The organism is Shewanella sp. Arc9-LZ, from assembly GCF_010092445.1.
Taxonomy (GTDB): domain Bacteria; phylum Pseudomonadota; class Gammaproteobacteria; order Enterobacterales; family Shewanellaceae; genus Shewanella.
The window spans coordinates 2,930,103-2,946,551 of sequence record NZ_CP048031.1 but is presented as its reverse complement, the minus strand read 5'-3'; the positions used below and the strand labels follow the sequence as shown (position 1 = coordinate 2,946,551).

Genomic DNA, 16,449 nt, shown 5'->3' with positions numbered 1-16,449 from the left:
TTATCGAATAGCTGCGAAGCTAAGTGGGGTAATAATTTCCACTAATGATTGATCTTTGAGGTTTTGTTGGCCCCGGATGACAATTTTTTCGCCATCTTCAACACCCGATAAAATTTCAACCGTGTTATTTTCACGATATCCCAAGGTGACTTCACGTCGTTGTGCCTTGGTGTCTTTTATCACATACAAAGCTTGAGTGTTGTCTTGGTTGATTAATGCGTTATAAGGCACGGTAAGTACATCAAGGTGGGTGTCGTATTTAAGTTCAACCCGAGTAAACATACCCGCTTTTAATGTTGCATCTTGATTTGGCACGGCTAACGTCACTTTAAACGTACCGCTTTGAGCATCCACTATCGGACTAATGCGCAGCACTTTTGCATCGATAATATTGGCCGCTGTACCTTGGTGTTGTTGAATAATACTGGCTTGTTGACCAACCCGTAAACTAGCAAGTTGTTGTTCTGGTAAGTGTAATATGCCGTGAAGTTGGTCTTGATTAACAACATAAAATAACTCTTGGAACTCTTTTGCCATATTGCCTGTTTTAACATAGCGTGAAGCAACGACACCATTAATGGGTGAGGTGATTTGGCTTTCTTTAACTTGTAGCTCTGCTAAGTCGCGCTGTGCTTTAGCAGCTTGTAGGTTGAACTCGAGCTTGGCCATTTGATCCTGGCTAATAAACTCTTTGTTGTTCATTTTATTTAAACGATTTAACTCTTGCTGAATAATCTGCACTTCGGCTTCTGAACGATTGAAGTCATAACGTTGACGCTTGGCATCAATTACCGCAAGTATTTGCCCTTTGGTAACCCGATCGCCTTCTTCAACGTTAATCTTTTCGATTATCCCAGCAATGCGGCTCATCACATGAGACTCTTCAGGTGCTTCAAGTGTGGCGGTGGTGCTGTAAAAAGACGATACATTGCCTGTGGTGACCAGTGCTGTTTCAACCGGAATAGCAAATTTTTCATCTTCTTTTGCTTGCTCTTCTTCGCCGCTGCAACCACTCAATACTGCAATGCAAAGTAAAGGAATTGCCATTTTCTTCATGCTGATGAACCTATCCATGGGGTACCTGCTAGTGTTATATTTTTTGAATTAAATGACGCTAATGTACTTATTGTTATTCTTAAGCGAGTTAACGTCACGTTATCATTTGTAACTAATGTTAATTAAATACATCAAAGCACTAACTGTGCCACTTTTCATAGTGTATAAATAACAAAGGTTTATAGTATTTTTAGTTAAGGGTTAGCGAAATTGACAATGTTAAGGTAGTGAAAACAATTAACATTTGGTGTGATTGGTTATTTATGTATTTTCGTGTTGTAGAAATAAACAGATTCATTGATATCAATAAATGGAAAATAATTTAAAAGGAAGCGTAAATGAAAACAACAACATGGTTGGGCATGATGGCATCAGTTTTTTTATTGTCCTCATGCAGTATGTTGGTGAGCCAGCAGTCGGGGAAACAGTCTGTTTCGAGCAGTCTGATGGACTTTTTGTATCCTAATAAAGAAGATCGTGCAGTGCATAGTGCCGAAATTCCATTGCTTACATTACCAGTAAAAGTCGGTATTGCCTTTGTACCGTCTACAGGTTTTCAAAAAGAGGCTGTGCATAGTAAAGATCAATACGAATTACTTGAAAAAGTGAAAGCGGCTTTTGTTCAATATGATTATATTGACCGCATTGAAGTCATTCCGAGTACTTATCTTGCTGGTGGTGATGGTTTTAACACATTAGAACAAGTTGGGCGTTTATATGATGTCGATGTAATGGCGTTGGTGTCTTACGATCAAGTGACTCAGTCTGTAGAGAATAATGCCGCGTTATTGTATTGGACCATCGTGGGTATGTATGTGATTCCGGGCAATGAAAATACCGTACAAACCTTTGTTGATACCGCAGTGTTTGACATTAAAAGTAGAAAAATGCTTTTTAGAGCACCGGGGATCAGCAAGCTTGAAAAACGAACCACAGCCATAGGTATTGATGAAACCTTAGCAGAAAAATCGATGCAAGGTTTTGACCTGGCAGTTACTGATATGACTAAAAACTTAGATGATGAGTTAGCTCGATTTAAGGTGAGAGTTAAAGAGGAAAAAATTGCCAAGGTGGAACATAGCAATAATTACAGCGGCGGGGCTATTGATATTCAGTTTGGTTTACTATTATTGATAATGTTATTCATTCGATTAAGACTCAGTAAGGATGTTGAACGCTAACCTCACTGTGGGCTATGTTCAATTGACTATGCTCAAGTATCTATTTTCAATGAGCAGTGATTAATCGATGAGTCACGTTGTTCGGTTAATCATTTTTATACTATCATTTTTTAGAAGTCGTTTTATCTGTGATGCGCGTTAACGCAGCACAATTATCTTCAGTATGGGCTCTGTCGTGTGACTAACATTTCCAAATAAATTTAGAGAATCCATGTTTAGTCCAGATATTGACAATAATATAAGTAAGCAGGTTTTTTAGATGGAATAAGGAGCGATATAACTGAGGGTTTGTTGATAAATTATTGAATCTCAGCTTTGTAATAAGCTGAGATTCAATAATAAGTATAATAAATACACTTGAATTACAGTATTTTATTAATACTTTAATTCATTTTTTATGAAGATTTATTCGTAATGGAAAAGTTAACCCGACGAGTCTTAGAACGCTCAGAACTGGTTAATTTTACACCGTTATCTTCAATAACTTTAGTAGTCGAAATTAATTGGTCGTTAGATGTGCCCAAAGAGATTAAAAACTCCACTAAACCATCAGCACGACGCTGTGCCAACGCTTTATTGTATTTAACTGTGCCTTTGTCATCTGTAAAGCCCTGAACATTTAGTTCTTTATCAGAATTATTGGCGAGGTAAGTCGCAACGCAAGACATGTGAGTATCAAGCTTACTGTATGACTTATCACTATTAACTTCGAAATACACAGGTGTGAACCCAATAATCATTTCATTATCTGTTTGTAATGTATATTCAATACACTCTGGAGAAATAAAAAATGTTTTGATTGGTTCAGATACAACGACAGGTGCTGATTGACAACCCGCAAGTGTTAATAACGCAATAACAGGTAATGAAAGATTGACGCGTTTCATATTTGTTTAATCCTTTAAAAATGTGGTCCATTAAAAAGAAATCGTAAATTACCGATAATGTTTTATTGGGTCAATAGAAAAACTGTTTTTTAGTTAATTAGATGTTTATTTTCATATTAAAAACATACTTTTTAATGTTTTTAGATTTTAATACATACTAATGGGTGGTTTATTTTAATGAATTTATTTAAAAGTTATTAAGCAAGTTTTTAAATGTTGTTTTTTGCATTTTCTTGCTGCAACATATTGGGGTAATTTTGATTCACTAGGAAGATAGTTTACATACTTTAGGATAATATTAAGGGATTAACCTGTACTTATGGATAAGAGTAAAGCACCAAATCACTTTGCTGAAGATAAAACAGTTGTGGCAGGATTTGAACATTCTGGAAATAATAATAAAGTTAACTTGATTGGGAAGTGTTTCAAAAATCGCTATTTAATTGAGTCGAAAATTGGTCATGGTGGTATGAGTGATATATACCGCGCCAAAGATCTCTATTTGGAGTCATTAAACGTAACAGAACCTTTTGTTGCGATTAAAGTATTATTATCTCAGATATCGGATATACCCGAAGCTCAGCAAGTCCTTATCAAAGAGTCAGTACAAACTCAAAAACTCTCTCATCCAAATATCATCAGAGTTTATGATGTAGATACCGATGATGGCTTTCACTTTATGGTGATGGAGTGGTTAGATGGCGAATCATTAGACCAAGTGATCAAACGTTCAAAACCATTAGGCATCAACTTCAAAGGATCAATGAAAATCATTGATCAGATTGCTTCTGCATTATCGTATGCTCATCAACAAGGTATTGTCCATACAGACTTAAAGCCATCAAATATCTTCCTCACTCGCCAAGGGAACATTAAAGTTTTTGATTTTGGCGTTGCGAAAAACTTACAGCAAAGAGAGGACCGATACGCATTTGCCGAATTCGACCAAGACTCTCCTTTAACAGGTTATACCCCAGCTTATGCTAGTTTTGAGCAGTTATCTGGAGAAGATGCCTGCGCGGCAGACGATATTTTTGCTTTTTCGTGTATTAGCTATGAGCTACTAACAAGTAAACATCCTTATAACCGTGTAGCTGCAAATGAAGTTGATATCACCAACAATAAGTTGATTAAACCAAAAAATATTAGTTCACGATTATGGCCTATGTTGAAAAAAGGTCTCGCGCTTAAAAAAGTACAACGTGCGCCTTCCATCGAGCTAATTATCAATAAGTTCCACAGTAAAAGTTGGCCACTACTCACCGCTATTGCTGCGGGTGTTGTACTTGTTATCGGTGGATTTCAAATTCAACAATATTACCAGATTCAATTAGACGACTTACAAAATAAAGTCGCGCTGACAAATAAGGCCAAAAGCGAAGTTCAAGCATTTGAATTTATTCCTGCTTCAGCATTATTAGCCCAAATAGAAGATATTCCAGAAGATAAAAAGCTGATTAAGAATGGTTTGTTAAAGACACATCAATCTGAAGTGTTGGATATTGTGGAGCAACGTATAGCTTCCTTACCGAAAAGCGATAATGGTCTGTATCAAAATTATGAAAAAATAGCACAAATTATTAATGACATAGAACGTTTTTATCCTGATTCAGTTCGTTTGCTACAAATAAAAAACCAAGCAGAGAGAAGTAAACAATCAGTTGTAGATGCACTGTCTGAACGATTGAGCCTGTTATTATCTCAAGCCCGTTACAATGAACAGGGAAGTAATAATATTCAAGCCATTGTTGAAGGGTTAACATTTGTCGAGCCTGGATATGTTTATACCGCGTCTAATGAAGAATATGCCCTCTATGCAAGCTCATTTGATAACGCCTTAAAGAAACATGATATTAATCAAATAAGTGCACTCATTACAACTGGCGAAAATATATTTTCAAACTATCCGCAGGCTAAGTCATTAATTACATATGGCGCCGAATTGAAAGTGGCTGTTAAAGGCTTAAATGACTATCACGATTTAACGGCAAAAGGTAAAACGGTCGTTTATCCATACGAAGCTGCTGAAGTTTATTATCGAGATACATTTAATCAATTAACCGTGAGGTTAGATGCAATAGATAACCCAAAAGATCTACACGAGTTTGATAAAGAAGTTAGGGGGCTCGCCACGAATTTACCCGATGATTTTGAGCCCCTGCTAACGCTTGATAAACGTTTAGCCGCCTCTTTTTTACGCCAAGCAAATGTGTATCTTGATAAGCAATATCTGAAAACAGCCAGAGAGTTATTTGCCAGAGGAAATGAAATGTATGAACGTCTAAATGGTGTTCAACGCTTATAACGCAATGGGTATGATGGCTAGTCAACAAGTTGATGAAGGAAGATGTAATAGAAATGGAATTATTGCTAGAGATTGTGAGTTATCACAGGTTATCCCCTGAGCAGGTCATAACAAAAGATGTCACAGAAACCTTAACGTTAGGGCGCTCTGATGTATGTGATTGGCATATGCCTGATCCAGAAAAAGTGGTTTCTGGTACTCATGCTCGGATCACCAAGCGCAGTGATGATTTTTTCATTGAGGATTTATCAACCAACGGATTATATGTCAATCGCGCAGTCGAAGCGTTAGGCACCAATCGTGAGCATAAAATTGAACACGATGATCTGTTTACTTTTGGTGATTATGAGATCAGTGCGAAGTTACAAATGTTACATGTGGCCTCTAATAGTCAACCTCAACAAGAGATACATGACGCCCCACATGTTGCTACTTTGCAGCAAAATAAACTCATTCCAGCTTCTTCCTCATCAATGCTTGATACTGGGTTTGAATCTGATTTAGCAGGATTTGATTCTGCTATGTTACTGAACCAATCTCGACAACAATCAGCAGGTCTCTCGCAGATGAATGCTGATTTACAAGACCATTTTCAACCACCAGTAGCCATTCCAGAAGAATGGGATAAAGATATTTTTGGACAACATTCTCAAGCTCACGCAAAAACTGATATCCGATCTGTTGTTCCACAAGAGCCCGAGCTTCTGGTTGCTAAAGCTTCAGTTAACCCTATAAAAGTGCCTGAAACGGTAAAAGCGGAGGTGAAAAAAGTGGCCCCCGTGTCACCAAATACCAAAGTACCCGTTAGTACACAGGTAAGCCCTTCATCTGCATTAAGCAAAGCGTTTTTTCAGGGTATGGGAGTCAATGAACAAGATTATGTCAATGTGCTAACTGAAGAGTTGATGTTTGAACTGGGCCAAAGTATGCAGTTTATGTTGACTGGACTGATGGAATCACTACGTCAACGTTCAAAGCTGAAAACTGAGTTTAGGATCAATCAAACAACATTCCAGCAGCGTGAAAATAATCCATTGAAATTTTCGGCCAATATTGATGATGTATTTCAAAATTTATTTTTAAGGAAAAGTGCGAGTTTCTTGTCATCTCAACAAGCGATTACCGAAGCTTTTAATGACGGTCGAAAACATGATACTGCGTTAACTGCAGGCACATTAGGCGCTATCCGTGGATTGCTAAATCAATTAGATCCTGAATTTATTGAAGCCAAAAGTCAAAACCAGTCGCTTACAGACATGTTAGTGCCGGGACAGAAACAGATGCGCCAATGGAAAGTATATAAAAGCTTACATTCCAATTTAAAAACAGAATTTATGCAAGACAGTGCTGCTGCATTATCAGATGATTTTGTTAAAGCATACGACAATAAAATTAAAACATTATAAATTATTAAGGGCTAATAAATGAAATTGAAGTTAGGTCTATATCAAATTGTATTAGTGAGCTTTTTATTACTTAATTCTGGCTGTAAAACGATTAATGCTGTCGTCCCGCCATCGACAGATCTTACCTTTAATGCCAGTGCAGACATCAATCCTGACATTAACGATCGGCCATCACCAGTGGTGGTGAAAATATTTGAATTATCATCAAGAACTATCTTTGATACTCAAGATTTTTTTACCCTTGATGAGTCAGCTGAAAGTGTACTTGGTCCAGATCTTATTCGTAAAGATGAGTTGGAATTACAGCCATCAGAAACGCGTGAATATGCCATGACACTGGGACAAAACACCCGATTTGTTGGTGTTATTGTCGCATACAGAGATATTGATTCATCTCGTTGGCGTTCAGTCGTCGCTGTCGATCCTACTGGTTATGATGATGTCGTTATCAACATCGAAAAAATAGCTGTGTATAACTCTGAAAAATAATTGTTGTGAATAAATAGGGAAATTATGAGCGATTTTAGCCCAATAGCATGGACAGAGGGCATGTTTCTTCGTCCGCAACATATGCAGCAGCAAGAACGTTTTTTGCAACATCAACAAGCGCGAACTGCCAAGAATAACAATCCACTTGCTTGGGGGGTTGTGAGCTATGAAGTCAATTATGGCCTACTACCACTGGGGCAATTTGGGTTAGACCGCATCGATTGTGTTTTTCCTGATAACACCTTGGCTTGTCTTCCTGAGCAGAGCCCGTTACCAACGGCTATTACTGTCCCAGCAGGTACATTGGACCAACTTGTTTATCTTGTTCTTCCCGTTGCGAAAAGCAATGGGATGAATATTTCATCTTCTGAACAAAATCAAATTACTCGCTACAGCTATGAAGATCACAACATTGTTGACACAAGCGTTGGCTCTGATGCTATGGAAGTGCTGCAAGTTGCCAAATTAGATTGTCGGTTAAAGTTACAAACGGAAGATCGCTCAGGCTACGTCTCAATTGCGATCGCTCGGGTTATTGATGTGTCTGAAGAGGGCGTGATTCGATTAGATAAAAAGTTTATTCCGGCATGTATTGGCATTGAACACATTAAAACCTTAATGAATATGACAACTGAAGTCACTGGCATGATTAATCAGCGTGCAGAAGCCATAGCCGGTCGCTTAAGTCAATCCCAAGGGACTTCCAGTTCGATAGCAGACTTTTTAATGTTACAACTTTTGAATAAGTATCAACCTATTTTTGAACATTATGGGGTTGTTAGTCATATTCATCCAGAATTGCTATTTCGCACACTCATTAGTTTTTCTGGTGAGCTTTCAACGTTCAGTAGTCCCAACAAGCGACCGCCAAAATTTCCTGTCTATCAACATGATAATTTAACCTATGTGTTTAGTAACACTATGGTAATTGTTAATCATGGCTTAAGTAGTGTATTGGAACAAAGTGCCACAGAGCTGATCCTAGAGAAGACCAAATTTGGTGTGTATTTCTCGACGATTGCAGACAAAAGTATGCTTGATAATGCTGAATTTATTCTCGCTGTTAAAGCAAATGTTCCGCATGATGAGCTTCGTCAACGCCTACCTTCACAAATTAAAATAGGGTCAGTTGAAACCATTCGTGAACTGGTTAATAACCAATTACCCGGTATTGGAATATCCAACCTCCCAGTCGCGCCAAGACAGGTGCCATACCATGCGGGTTATCACTATTTTCAATTAGATAAAAATAATAGCCATTGGATAAAGCTTAAATCAAGTGGCGGTGTAGCAATGCATATTTCTGGAGCATATCCAGAGTTACAAATTGAACTTTGGGCCGTGAGTATTTAACGCCAAAACATTAAGGATAATTTTGTGAACGATAAAACCATCGTTAAACCTCGCCCAGGGAAAGGGTCGGGTATGGCTGGCAATAAAACAAAGGTCGATGATGATAGTCAGAAAACCTTGATCCAAGATCATCGTGCCGATAATCGAGACAACCGATCGCAACTAAGCTTATCGCAAAACCCAATCGTTGATTTTGCGGGTACGCTTTTATCTATTTGTACTCAGTTACGAAATAGTACCGAGCATGATGATGTCAATACTTTACGGGTGCATTGTGTCGAACTCATCAAGAATTATGAGCAACAATTACGTAATGCAAATTTAGCGTCAGATGACATTAAGTCTGCTCGATATTGCTTGTGTTGCTTTATAGATGAGGTGGTCCTCAATACGCCTTGGGGAGAGCAAAGCTATTGGGCGTCTGACAGTTTACTTTCTACTTTTCACAATGAAACCTTGGGTGGCGAATATTTCTATACCTTGCTTGACGCCTCACTTCGTCATCCTTCTGAAAAGTGTAATTTACTTGAGTTGATGTATTTATGTTTAACTCTTGGTTTTGTTGGCAAAATGAGAGTTGAGCCTCAAGGCGATCAAAAACTAGAAGCATTACGTGAAAAAACGTATTTAGCCATTCAATCTTGCAAAGGCGATTTCCATCGAGAATTATCACCAGGATGGCGACAGAATATTGTCCCTAATCTAACCTTCCAGCAGCCATTTCCTTTATGGGTTATCGGGGCATTATTTGGGGTGGTTATTTTATTTATCTATATGGGTTTTAGTTATAGCATCAACAATTACTCATCAGAGGCTTATAAAGAATTGACCTCGATTGTGCCTTGGGAGAAAACCATTGATGCGCAACAACAAATTAGTCGTGATGAAGCATTATTACTGCAACAACTTTTACAAACTGAAATTGGCAAGAATCTACTCGAAGTTGAACAATTAAGTGATCGTGTGAGGATCCGCATTGGGGCGACTGAACTGTTTGCTTCTGGTAACACTCAACCTCGTTCAGATTTTGAAGCTATTTTAGCTAAAATTGCTCTGACGCTAGAGAGCACAAATGGCAAAATATTGATCACCGGTCATACCGATGATGAGCCAATCTTTACGTCTAAATACCCATCAAATTGGCATCTTTCATTAGCAAGAGCAACGTCGATTGCGAACGTTCTCGCTAATAACTCATCGCTAAGTGGCCGCTTGTGGCCCGAAGGTCGTGGTGAGTCTGAGCCCCGTGTGGTGAACGACAGTGAACAGAACCGCGCGTTAAATCGTCGAATCGAAATCGACTTATTGTTTTAGTGTGACACAAAGGAATCGCATCAATGTCTTTAAAATCAATTGGCAAAGGAATTGTCGACACACTTAAGTCTAAATGGACAATTACCATAATAGGTTTTTTATGTTTGGCTTTACTTATTTGGTTTGGTGGCCCTTTAGTGGCTATAGCGGGGTATGAACCGTTAGCATCAGCAGCCACACGGATTATCTTACTACTGGTTATTGTTATTATTTTTGGTGCCATTCACTTTTCTCGACAACTCAAGAATAAAAAACAAAGCGAGAAAATGGTTGATAGCTTAATTAATGGTGAAGAGGGTAGCTCTGTGGCCAGTGATGACTTAGCAAAAAGTGAAATCACTGTTTTACAAAATAAAATGACCCAAGCATTAGATATTCTTAAAAATACCAAGTTAACTAAAAATAAAAGTATTTACGAATTACCTTGGTACATCATGATTGGTCCACCTGGAAGTGGAAAAACCACAGCTATTCAACATTCTGGTCTTGAATACCCATTAAAAGAAAAAATGGGCGTAGATATGATTGAAGGCGTTGGAGGAACAAGACATTGTGATTGGTGGTTTACCAATAAGGCAGTATTAATTGATACGGCGGGTCGTTATACGACTCAAGATAGTCATGTAAAACAAGACTCTCGGGCATGGCAAGGTTTTCTGGGTTTATTGAAAAAATACCGCCCAGTTCGTCCTATTAATGGGGTGATAATCAGCATGGGCATGTCTGATTTGTTAAACCAAACCAAGACAGAGAGAAATTTACACGCACGCGCAATTAAGCAGCGTTTACAAGAACTGCAAAATCAACTGGGTATGACTTTTCCGGTATATGTTTTATTTTCGAAATCAGATTTAGTTGCTGGGTTTAATGAGTTTTTTGATGATTTAACCAAAGAAGATTGTGAACAAATTTGGGGTATTACCTTCCCACTCAATGCCGATACAGAAGACACTGATATTGTCAGTTCATTTAATAAAGAATTTCATGATTTATTATTAAATTTAAATGCAAGATTAAATAGCCGTTTAAAAAACGAACGCGACCTAGAGCGTCGTGCGGCCATCTATGAGTTTCCAAAGCAGCTTCGGTTATTACAGAGCTCAGCCGATGATTTTCTTAAAGAGATCTTCGCGCCTAATGCATACGAAGAAGCACCGCTATTGCGTGGTGTTTATTTAACCAGCGCAACTCAAGAAGGTACCCCAATTGATCATCTTTCTAGTCACTTATCCAGTGGCATTAAGAGTAAAACTAAAACCTTCGCCGCCAATAAGCAACGCAGCTACTTTATTAAACGCCTATTAGAAGATGTTATTTTTCCAGAGAAAAATTTAGCATCGACCAATCGCAAGCATACAAACCATAATAAACTTTTACGAAAAATATCAGTAGGCATTGCTGCAGGTGTCACTTTGTTTGCGAGTTATGTTTGGTGGCAAAGTTATGATTGGAATAGACAATTGATTGATGATACCTATCAAGGTGTCACAGCATATAAAACGGTTACCAGTGGTGGGTTAAATGCTAAGTCTGATGTGATTACACTTACCAAAGGATTAACATTAATTCGTGATCTCCCTGTTGGTTTTGGTACTGACAAGCCTGAGGATGCATATACCTTTGGTTTGTATCAAGGAGATAAGCTTAAACAACCTGCTACAGCGGCTTATCACCGTGCTTTAGAAACACATTTAATGCCTTACCTACAAGGTGTGCTAAGTGCAGAAATGGACGCTAATGGTGGGCACCTTAACTACCTCTATGAGACATTGAAAACCTACTTAATGTTGTATTTTCCCGAGCATTTTGACAAAAGTGATGTGCAAGTCTGGTTCTCGGCTTATATCGATAGAAACCTGGTTGGTGATGTAAATGGTGAGGTTAGAAAGGAGTTAAATAAGCATATAGATACATTACTGTCTTTAGGGATTAGAGGTCATCAATATGACAGTATGACAGTGGATAGTGCCCGGATTAATTTGACCATGTTACCTCTGGTTGAGCGCGCATATCAGCGTTTAAAAAGTGATTTTTCAAACAGCAGTATCCCAGATTTTAAACTGGTTGATATTCTGGGTGTAGACAGTTTAGATGGCCTGGTGTTCATCAGTGGTCGCCAATTTAATCAAGGTATTCCTGGTCTTTATACTTTTAATGGTTTTCATGGCATTTTTAGTATAGAAAAGAATAAGATAATAAAAAACCTAACCGCAGACAGTTGGGTTTATGGTGATGAGTTAGTTGATTTAGACGAACAAGCGAAAGCGCAGATTACCCAAGAGTTAGAAAACAGATACATTCGTGATTATATTTTCTATTGGGAAGATTTCTTAAGCGACCTTGCTATCAAACCATATTCAACACGTGAGGAAGCTGAGAGTGTTACTGCAGCGCTTGCGAGCCCAGATCAACCGATCAAAACCATTATTACCGCAGTTCAGAAAAATGTGAATTTAACTAAGCTTCCTGCCGATTCAAATAATTTAAAGGCCGCGGCGGAAGTGGCCGGTAATATTTCTGATGTTGCATTTCGGTCTAAAAAAGCACGATTAAATAGACTGTTACCCGATACAGCAATAGAGTTAGATATTGATTTGCCTGGCAAAGATGTAGAATTTGCTTTTGCAGAATTGCTCAAAATAAATCCTGCTGACATTGATAAAATTCAAACGACGTTGCGGGCTCTTAATCGAAACTACAATAAATTATCAATGCAGTCAGAAGGACAAGGTAACGTTGTTAATCAAGCCACAGAAGAAAGCTTTGCTCAACTAGGTTCTAGTTTATCTGAGCAATTGATGGATCTACCTTATCCAGTAAAAAATTGGTTAAGTGAAGTGGCTTATCGTACTCGCTCGTTTGCTAAATCCAATCAAAGTCAGCGTTTCAATGGTATTTGGCGTTCGCAAGTGTTGGCTGAATTCAATCGAGCGATCGCAGGGCGTTACCCATTTGACCGAAAATCGTCAGAAGATGTCAGACTAAAAGACTTCAGTAAGTTTTTTGGTTATGGCGGCACCTTAGATAAATTTTGGGATCAATACCTCGCTTCACATGTCGATACCAGCAAAAAACCTTGGCGTTTTAAGCGTAATATCGGCATTCGTAATGACATTTTAGAAATGTATCAACGCGCAGAAATTATTAAAGAAGCATTTTTCGAACCGGGATCTAAGCAGCCTATTGTTAACTTTTCATTAGAACCGGAATTATTAGATAGAAGTGTGAGTATGTTTTTATTCGAAATAGATAGCCAACAGCTGAAGTATCGACACGGTCCTACTCGCAAAGAGTTATTTACCTGGCCTGGCCCTGGAGCAAATAACGAAACACGAATTGCATTTTCACCTCCTAACGGCGGGCGCTCTATCAATAAGAAATATGAAGGTGAATGGTCATTCTTCAAATTATTAGATGAATTAAGTAAAAAGCGTCCACAAACTAAAAAAGATGGCAAGTTACTCATCAATCTCAAAGGCTACAATGCTGTACTGAAATTGACCGCAAACAGTGTTAACAATCCATTTTGGATGGCAAATATGGAGAAGTTTAGATGTCCTGCGAATCTTTAACATCAGTAGGTTACTGTGGCAAAGTCCCCTCAAAAGGGGATTTTATTCAGCAGAACTTAAATGTTGATTTTCTTAAAAATTGGAATGACTGGTTACAAGCTGTTATTGCGGTGAGTAAAGAACAAACCGAACACAATTGGTTGGATTATTATCTGACGAGTCCCATATGGCATTTTTCGTTATCTGCCGGTGTGTGTTGCGACCAAGCTGTTGTCGGGACCGTCATACCAAGTGTTGACCATGTTGGTCGCCATTATCCATTCACATTAGCAGGATTACATAATCAATCGGCTTTAAGAGGTTGGAAAGACAATCAGTGGGTTGAGGTTTTTGAACAGAATATATTACAAGTGCTTGAAGATGATACTGTTCTTAGTAAATGGTTCGATGCCATTACAAAAGAGACTTTAACGGTTGCCGCCAATAACGACAAGCTACTCGAGAGCGAATCGTTGGATCGCAACAAGAAAGCGTGGGTATTTCAAGGCGACAATTCTCCTGATGTACTTTTATTACTGGACCAGCAATACAGAAAACGCTTTGATCGTTACAGCATTTGGTGGACAGAAGGCTCTGACGATGTTGAACCATGCACGATTATTACTGAAGGTTTACCACAGATCAGTCAATTTATTTCTATGTTAAATGGCCAATGGCAACAGCGTGGTTGGAATACTGCAGAGCTCATTAAGGATCAAACATCATGCACTTAAGTCATGCATTAACTCATCGAGGCACCGTAAGAGCAATCAACGAGGATGCATATCTTGAATTACCACATTTAGGTATTTGGGTGGTTGCAGATGGTATGGGTGGACATGCAGCAGGAGATGTCGCAAGTCAATTAGTGATTGATGGCATCCAGCAGGCCGTTGAACATTTACAACCAGAGACTATTACATTAGATGTTTTAAAACAGTCGCTTATTGCGAGCAATCGTTTTTTGCAACAAATGAGTGAGCATGAATTTGATGGGAAGGTGGCTGGCAGTACTGTCGTTGTTTTGTGGTTATACCAAGATAACTATCACTTGTTATGGGTAGGCGATAGTCGAATTTACTTGTTACGAGATCAACAAATGAAGCAAGTCACTAAAGACCACAGTCAAGTTAATGACATGATTGATGAAGGGTTACTTCTACCTGAAGAGGCTGAATCTCATCCATTAGCGAATGTAATCACTCGGGCTGTCGGTGTTGACTCACAATTAGACATAGATTATCGCACCGATAGTATGAAAGAGGGTGATGTCTTTTTACTTTGTAGCGATGGTTTAAATAAAGAATTAAATGATGTTGAAATTGAACGAACAATAAAGTCTGGCAATATCATTGATTCCGGTATGGCACTACTCCATGCCTCTTTAGTCAGGAATGCACGAGATAATGTCACCTGCATTCTTGTTAAAAATACACCTAAAAAAATAAATATCATTGATGATAGTGATAAAACAATTCCAATATTTGGTTAATGTTTTGATGAATTAAACTCATATAAGTGTTTTTGTTTGATGAGTTTAATTGTCGATAGCCATTAATTATAAATGTTGTATTTAGATGTGCTGTAACATTATTTCAAACGTAATTATATTGGGTGTAATCACATGGGGTGTTTTTGTTTTTTTGTGATTATCCATTGTAATTAGTTATTGGCATTATATTGTATTTTGCTTCTATTAAAGGGCAATAAGTATTGTTTTTGAAGTTCTATACTTTTATTATTATAAATTAATCGTTTTTATTCAGGGATTGAATTAGATTGAGTAAGCTAAAGAATTTAACAATTGATGAATTAATTCTTCCCATTACCATTGATGCGGAGTCAGGAGTTGATCCTCGTGAAGATATAAGTCCGACATCAACTTATTATCTACTTAAAGATGTGCGAAATATTGCACGTTCTAGAGAGCGTAAAGCACTAACTGACGAAGAAGATGTATTGTCCGTTGCAGCTGAATGGCGACCGATTTTCGAACAAGTTCCGGGCATCTTAAAACAACAATCAAAAGATATTGAATATGTAGCTTGGTTTATAGAGGCAGCTTGCAGGTTATATGGTTTTAAAGGACTTTGTTTTGGTTTCACTCTAGCTACAGAGCTCGTTGAGCGCTATTGGGACACTATTTACCCAACACCTGAACCAAATGATTTGGCAGAGCGCATTGCGCCGCTTATTGGTTTAAACGGTATCGAAAGCGAAGGTTCTTTAATTCATCCAATCAGAACTATTCCGATCACTGATGGTGGCGTCATTTATTCTACTTGGCAATATGAGCAAGCTTTAGACACCAGTCGTCTAGATAAAGACAAACAAGAAAAACGTTTTGATTCAGGTTCAGTGTCACTTGAAGATGTCGAACATAGCATAAGAGAAACCTCTGACAGTTTCTTTATTGAATTAGACCGTGATGTTCAAGATGCCATCGCTGCTTTTAGCAAACTTTCTGCTGCCATGGATGCTGCCATGAGCGGTGAGCCACAGCCTACCAGTTACATTCGCAAGGCATTAGAAGCATGTGCGCTACAAATCAGCGCTATCACGGCTCCCATTATTGCAAAAAACAAAGCAAACCTTGAACAAGAACAACATCACGAAAAAGAACAACACAGCGACCCTAATGACCACAGCACAACGTCATCAGGTGTTGATGGGCAGCTTAACTCGAGAGCACAAGCCATTAATAATCTTGAAACAATAGCGGACTTTTTTAGACGTACCGAACCACATTCGCCTATGTCTTATGCCATTGAACAAGTTATACGTTGGAGTGATCTCAGTTTGCCTGAGTTGTTACAAGAATTAATCCAAGATGGTGAAGCAAGGAATGGTTTCTTCAAGTTATCTGGAATAAAAACGGAAGATTAATCTGTAGTTGATTACTCAACA

Annotated in this window: 12 protein-coding genes; 10 read left to right on the top strand and 2 right to left on the bottom strand. The window is 38.3% G+C overall.

All coding sequences use genetic code 11. From position 1 onward, the window contains the following. On the bottom strand, positions 1-1,074 hold the full coding sequence (locus GUY17_RS12605; protein WP_162023350.1) for an efflux RND transporter periplasmic adaptor subunit: 1,074 nt from the start codon (positions 1,072-1,074) through the stop codon (positions 1-3). 320 nt (positions 1,075-1,394) lie between these two features. Here GUY17_RS12605 and rhlP point away from each other — a divergent pair, with 320 nt between their 5' ends. Then, positions 1,395-2,237, top strand: coding sequence for a rhombotarget lipoprotein (rhlP, locus tag GUY17_RS12600; RefSeq protein WP_162023349.1), 843 nt, complete (start codon positions 1,395-1,397; stop codon positions 2,235-2,237). Positions 2,238-2,632: 395 nt separating this feature from the next. Here rhlP and GUY17_RS12595 read toward each other — a convergent pair whose 3' ends face one another. Continuing rightward, positions 2,633-3,124 carry an OmpA family protein gene (locus GUY17_RS12595; protein ID WP_162023348.1) on the bottom strand — a complete coding sequence of 164 codons (492 nt, stop codon included), beginning with the start codon at positions 3,122-3,124 and terminating at the stop codon, positions 2,633-2,635. A 319-nt stretch (positions 3,125-3,443) separates the two neighbouring features. Here GUY17_RS12595 and GUY17_RS12590 point away from each other — a divergent pair, with 319 nt between their 5' ends. From GUY17_RS12590 to tssA, 9 genes are all read left to right on the top strand, one after another. Next, entirely contained in the window at positions 3,444-5,429 is a 1,986-nt protein-coding gene (locus GUY17_RS12590) for a serine/threonine-protein kinase (protein ID WP_162023347.1), read from the top strand. Positions 5,430-5,482: 53 nt separating this feature from the next. After that, positions 5,483-6,835, top strand: a complete 1,353-nt coding sequence (gene tagH / locus GUY17_RS12585) for a type VI secretion system-associated FHA domain protein TagH (RefSeq protein ID WP_162023346.1) — start codon at positions 5,483-5,485, stop codon at positions 6,833-6,835. Between the two features lie 18 nt (positions 6,836-6,853). Continuing rightward, a complete protein-coding gene (tssJ, locus tag GUY17_RS12580) occupies positions 6,854-7,324 on the top strand; it encodes a type VI secretion system lipoprotein TssJ (RefSeq protein WP_101086867.1) in 471 nt (156 codons plus the stop codon). Positions 7,325-7,348: 24 nt separating this feature from the next. Beyond that, positions 7,349-8,677, top strand: coding sequence for a type VI secretion system baseplate subunit TssK (gene tssK, locus GUY17_RS12575; protein ID WP_101086868.1), 1,329 nt, complete (start codon positions 7,349-7,351; stop codon positions 8,675-8,677). A 24-nt stretch (positions 8,678-8,701) separates the two neighbouring features. Further along, a complete protein-coding gene (gene tssL, locus GUY17_RS12570; protein WP_162023345.1) occupies positions 8,702-9,991 on the top strand; it encodes a type VI secretion system protein TssL, long form in 1,290 nt (429 codons plus the stop codon). 23 nt (positions 9,992-10,014) lie between these two features. Continuing rightward, positions 10,015-13,563 (top strand): type VI secretion system membrane subunit TssM, encoded by a 3,549-nt coding sequence (tssM, locus tag GUY17_RS12565; RefSeq protein WP_162023344.1) that lies wholly within the window; start codon positions 10,015-10,017, stop codon positions 13,561-13,563. Further along, positions 13,545-14,276, top strand: coding sequence for a type VI secretion system-associated protein TagF (tagF, locus tag GUY17_RS12560; RefSeq protein WP_162023343.1), 732 nt, complete (start codon positions 13,545-13,547; stop codon positions 14,274-14,276). Before tssM ends, tagF begins: the two co-directional genes overlap by 19 nt. Further along, positions 14,267-15,034 carry a PP2C family serine/threonine-protein phosphatase gene (locus tag GUY17_RS12555; protein ID WP_162023342.1) on the top strand — a complete coding sequence of 256 codons (768 nt, stop codon included), beginning with the start codon at positions 14,267-14,269 and terminating at the stop codon, positions 15,032-15,034. The genes tagF and GUY17_RS12555 overlap by 10 nt, the downstream gene beginning before the upstream one ends. Before the next feature lie 287 nt (positions 15,035-15,321). After that, positions 15,322-16,428, top strand: coding sequence for a type VI secretion system protein TssA (gene tssA / locus GUY17_RS12550; protein WP_162023341.1), 1,107 nt, complete (start codon positions 15,322-15,324; stop codon positions 16,426-16,428). The last annotated feature ends 21 nt before the right edge of the window (positions 16,429-16,449 follow it).

Excerpts from the sequence above, each read along its gene's own strand:
- GUY17_RS12605 (WP_162023350.1), bottom strand. The coding sequence starts at position 1,074 with ATGGATAGGTTCATCAGCATGAAGAAAATGGCAATTCCTTTACTTTGC.
- rhlP (WP_162023349.1), top strand. The coding sequence starts at position 1,395 with ATGAAAACAACAACATGGTTGGGCATGATGGCATCAGTTTTTTTATTG.
- tagH (WP_162023346.1), top strand. The coding sequence starts at position 5,483 with ATGGAATTATTGCTAGAGATTGTGAGTTATCACAGGTTATCCCCTGAG.
- tagF (WP_162023343.1), top strand. The coding sequence starts at position 13,545 with ATGTCCTGCGAATCTTTAACATCAGTAGGTTACTGTGGCAAAGTCCCC.
- tssJ (WP_101086867.1), top strand. The coding sequence starts at position 6,854 with ATGAAATTGAAGTTAGGTCTATATCAAATTGTATTAGTGAGCTTTTTA.
- tssK (WP_101086868.1), top strand. The coding sequence starts at position 7,349 with ATGAGCGATTTTAGCCCAATAGCATGGACAGAGGGCATGTTTCTTCGT.
- GUY17_RS12590 (WP_162023347.1), top strand. The coding sequence starts at position 3,444 with ATGGATAAGAGTAAAGCACCAAATCACTTTGCTGAAGATAAAACAGTT.
- GUY17_RS12555 (WP_162023342.1), top strand. The coding sequence starts at position 14,267 with ATGCACTTAAGTCATGCATTAACTCATCGAGGCACCGTAAGAGCAATC.
- GUY17_RS12595 (WP_162023348.1), bottom strand. The coding sequence starts at position 3,124 with ATGAAACGCGTCAATCTTTCATTACCTGTTATTGCGTTATTAACACTT.
- tssM (WP_162023344.1), top strand. The coding sequence starts at position 10,015 with ATGTCTTTAAAATCAATTGGCAAAGGAATTGTCGACACACTTAAGTCT.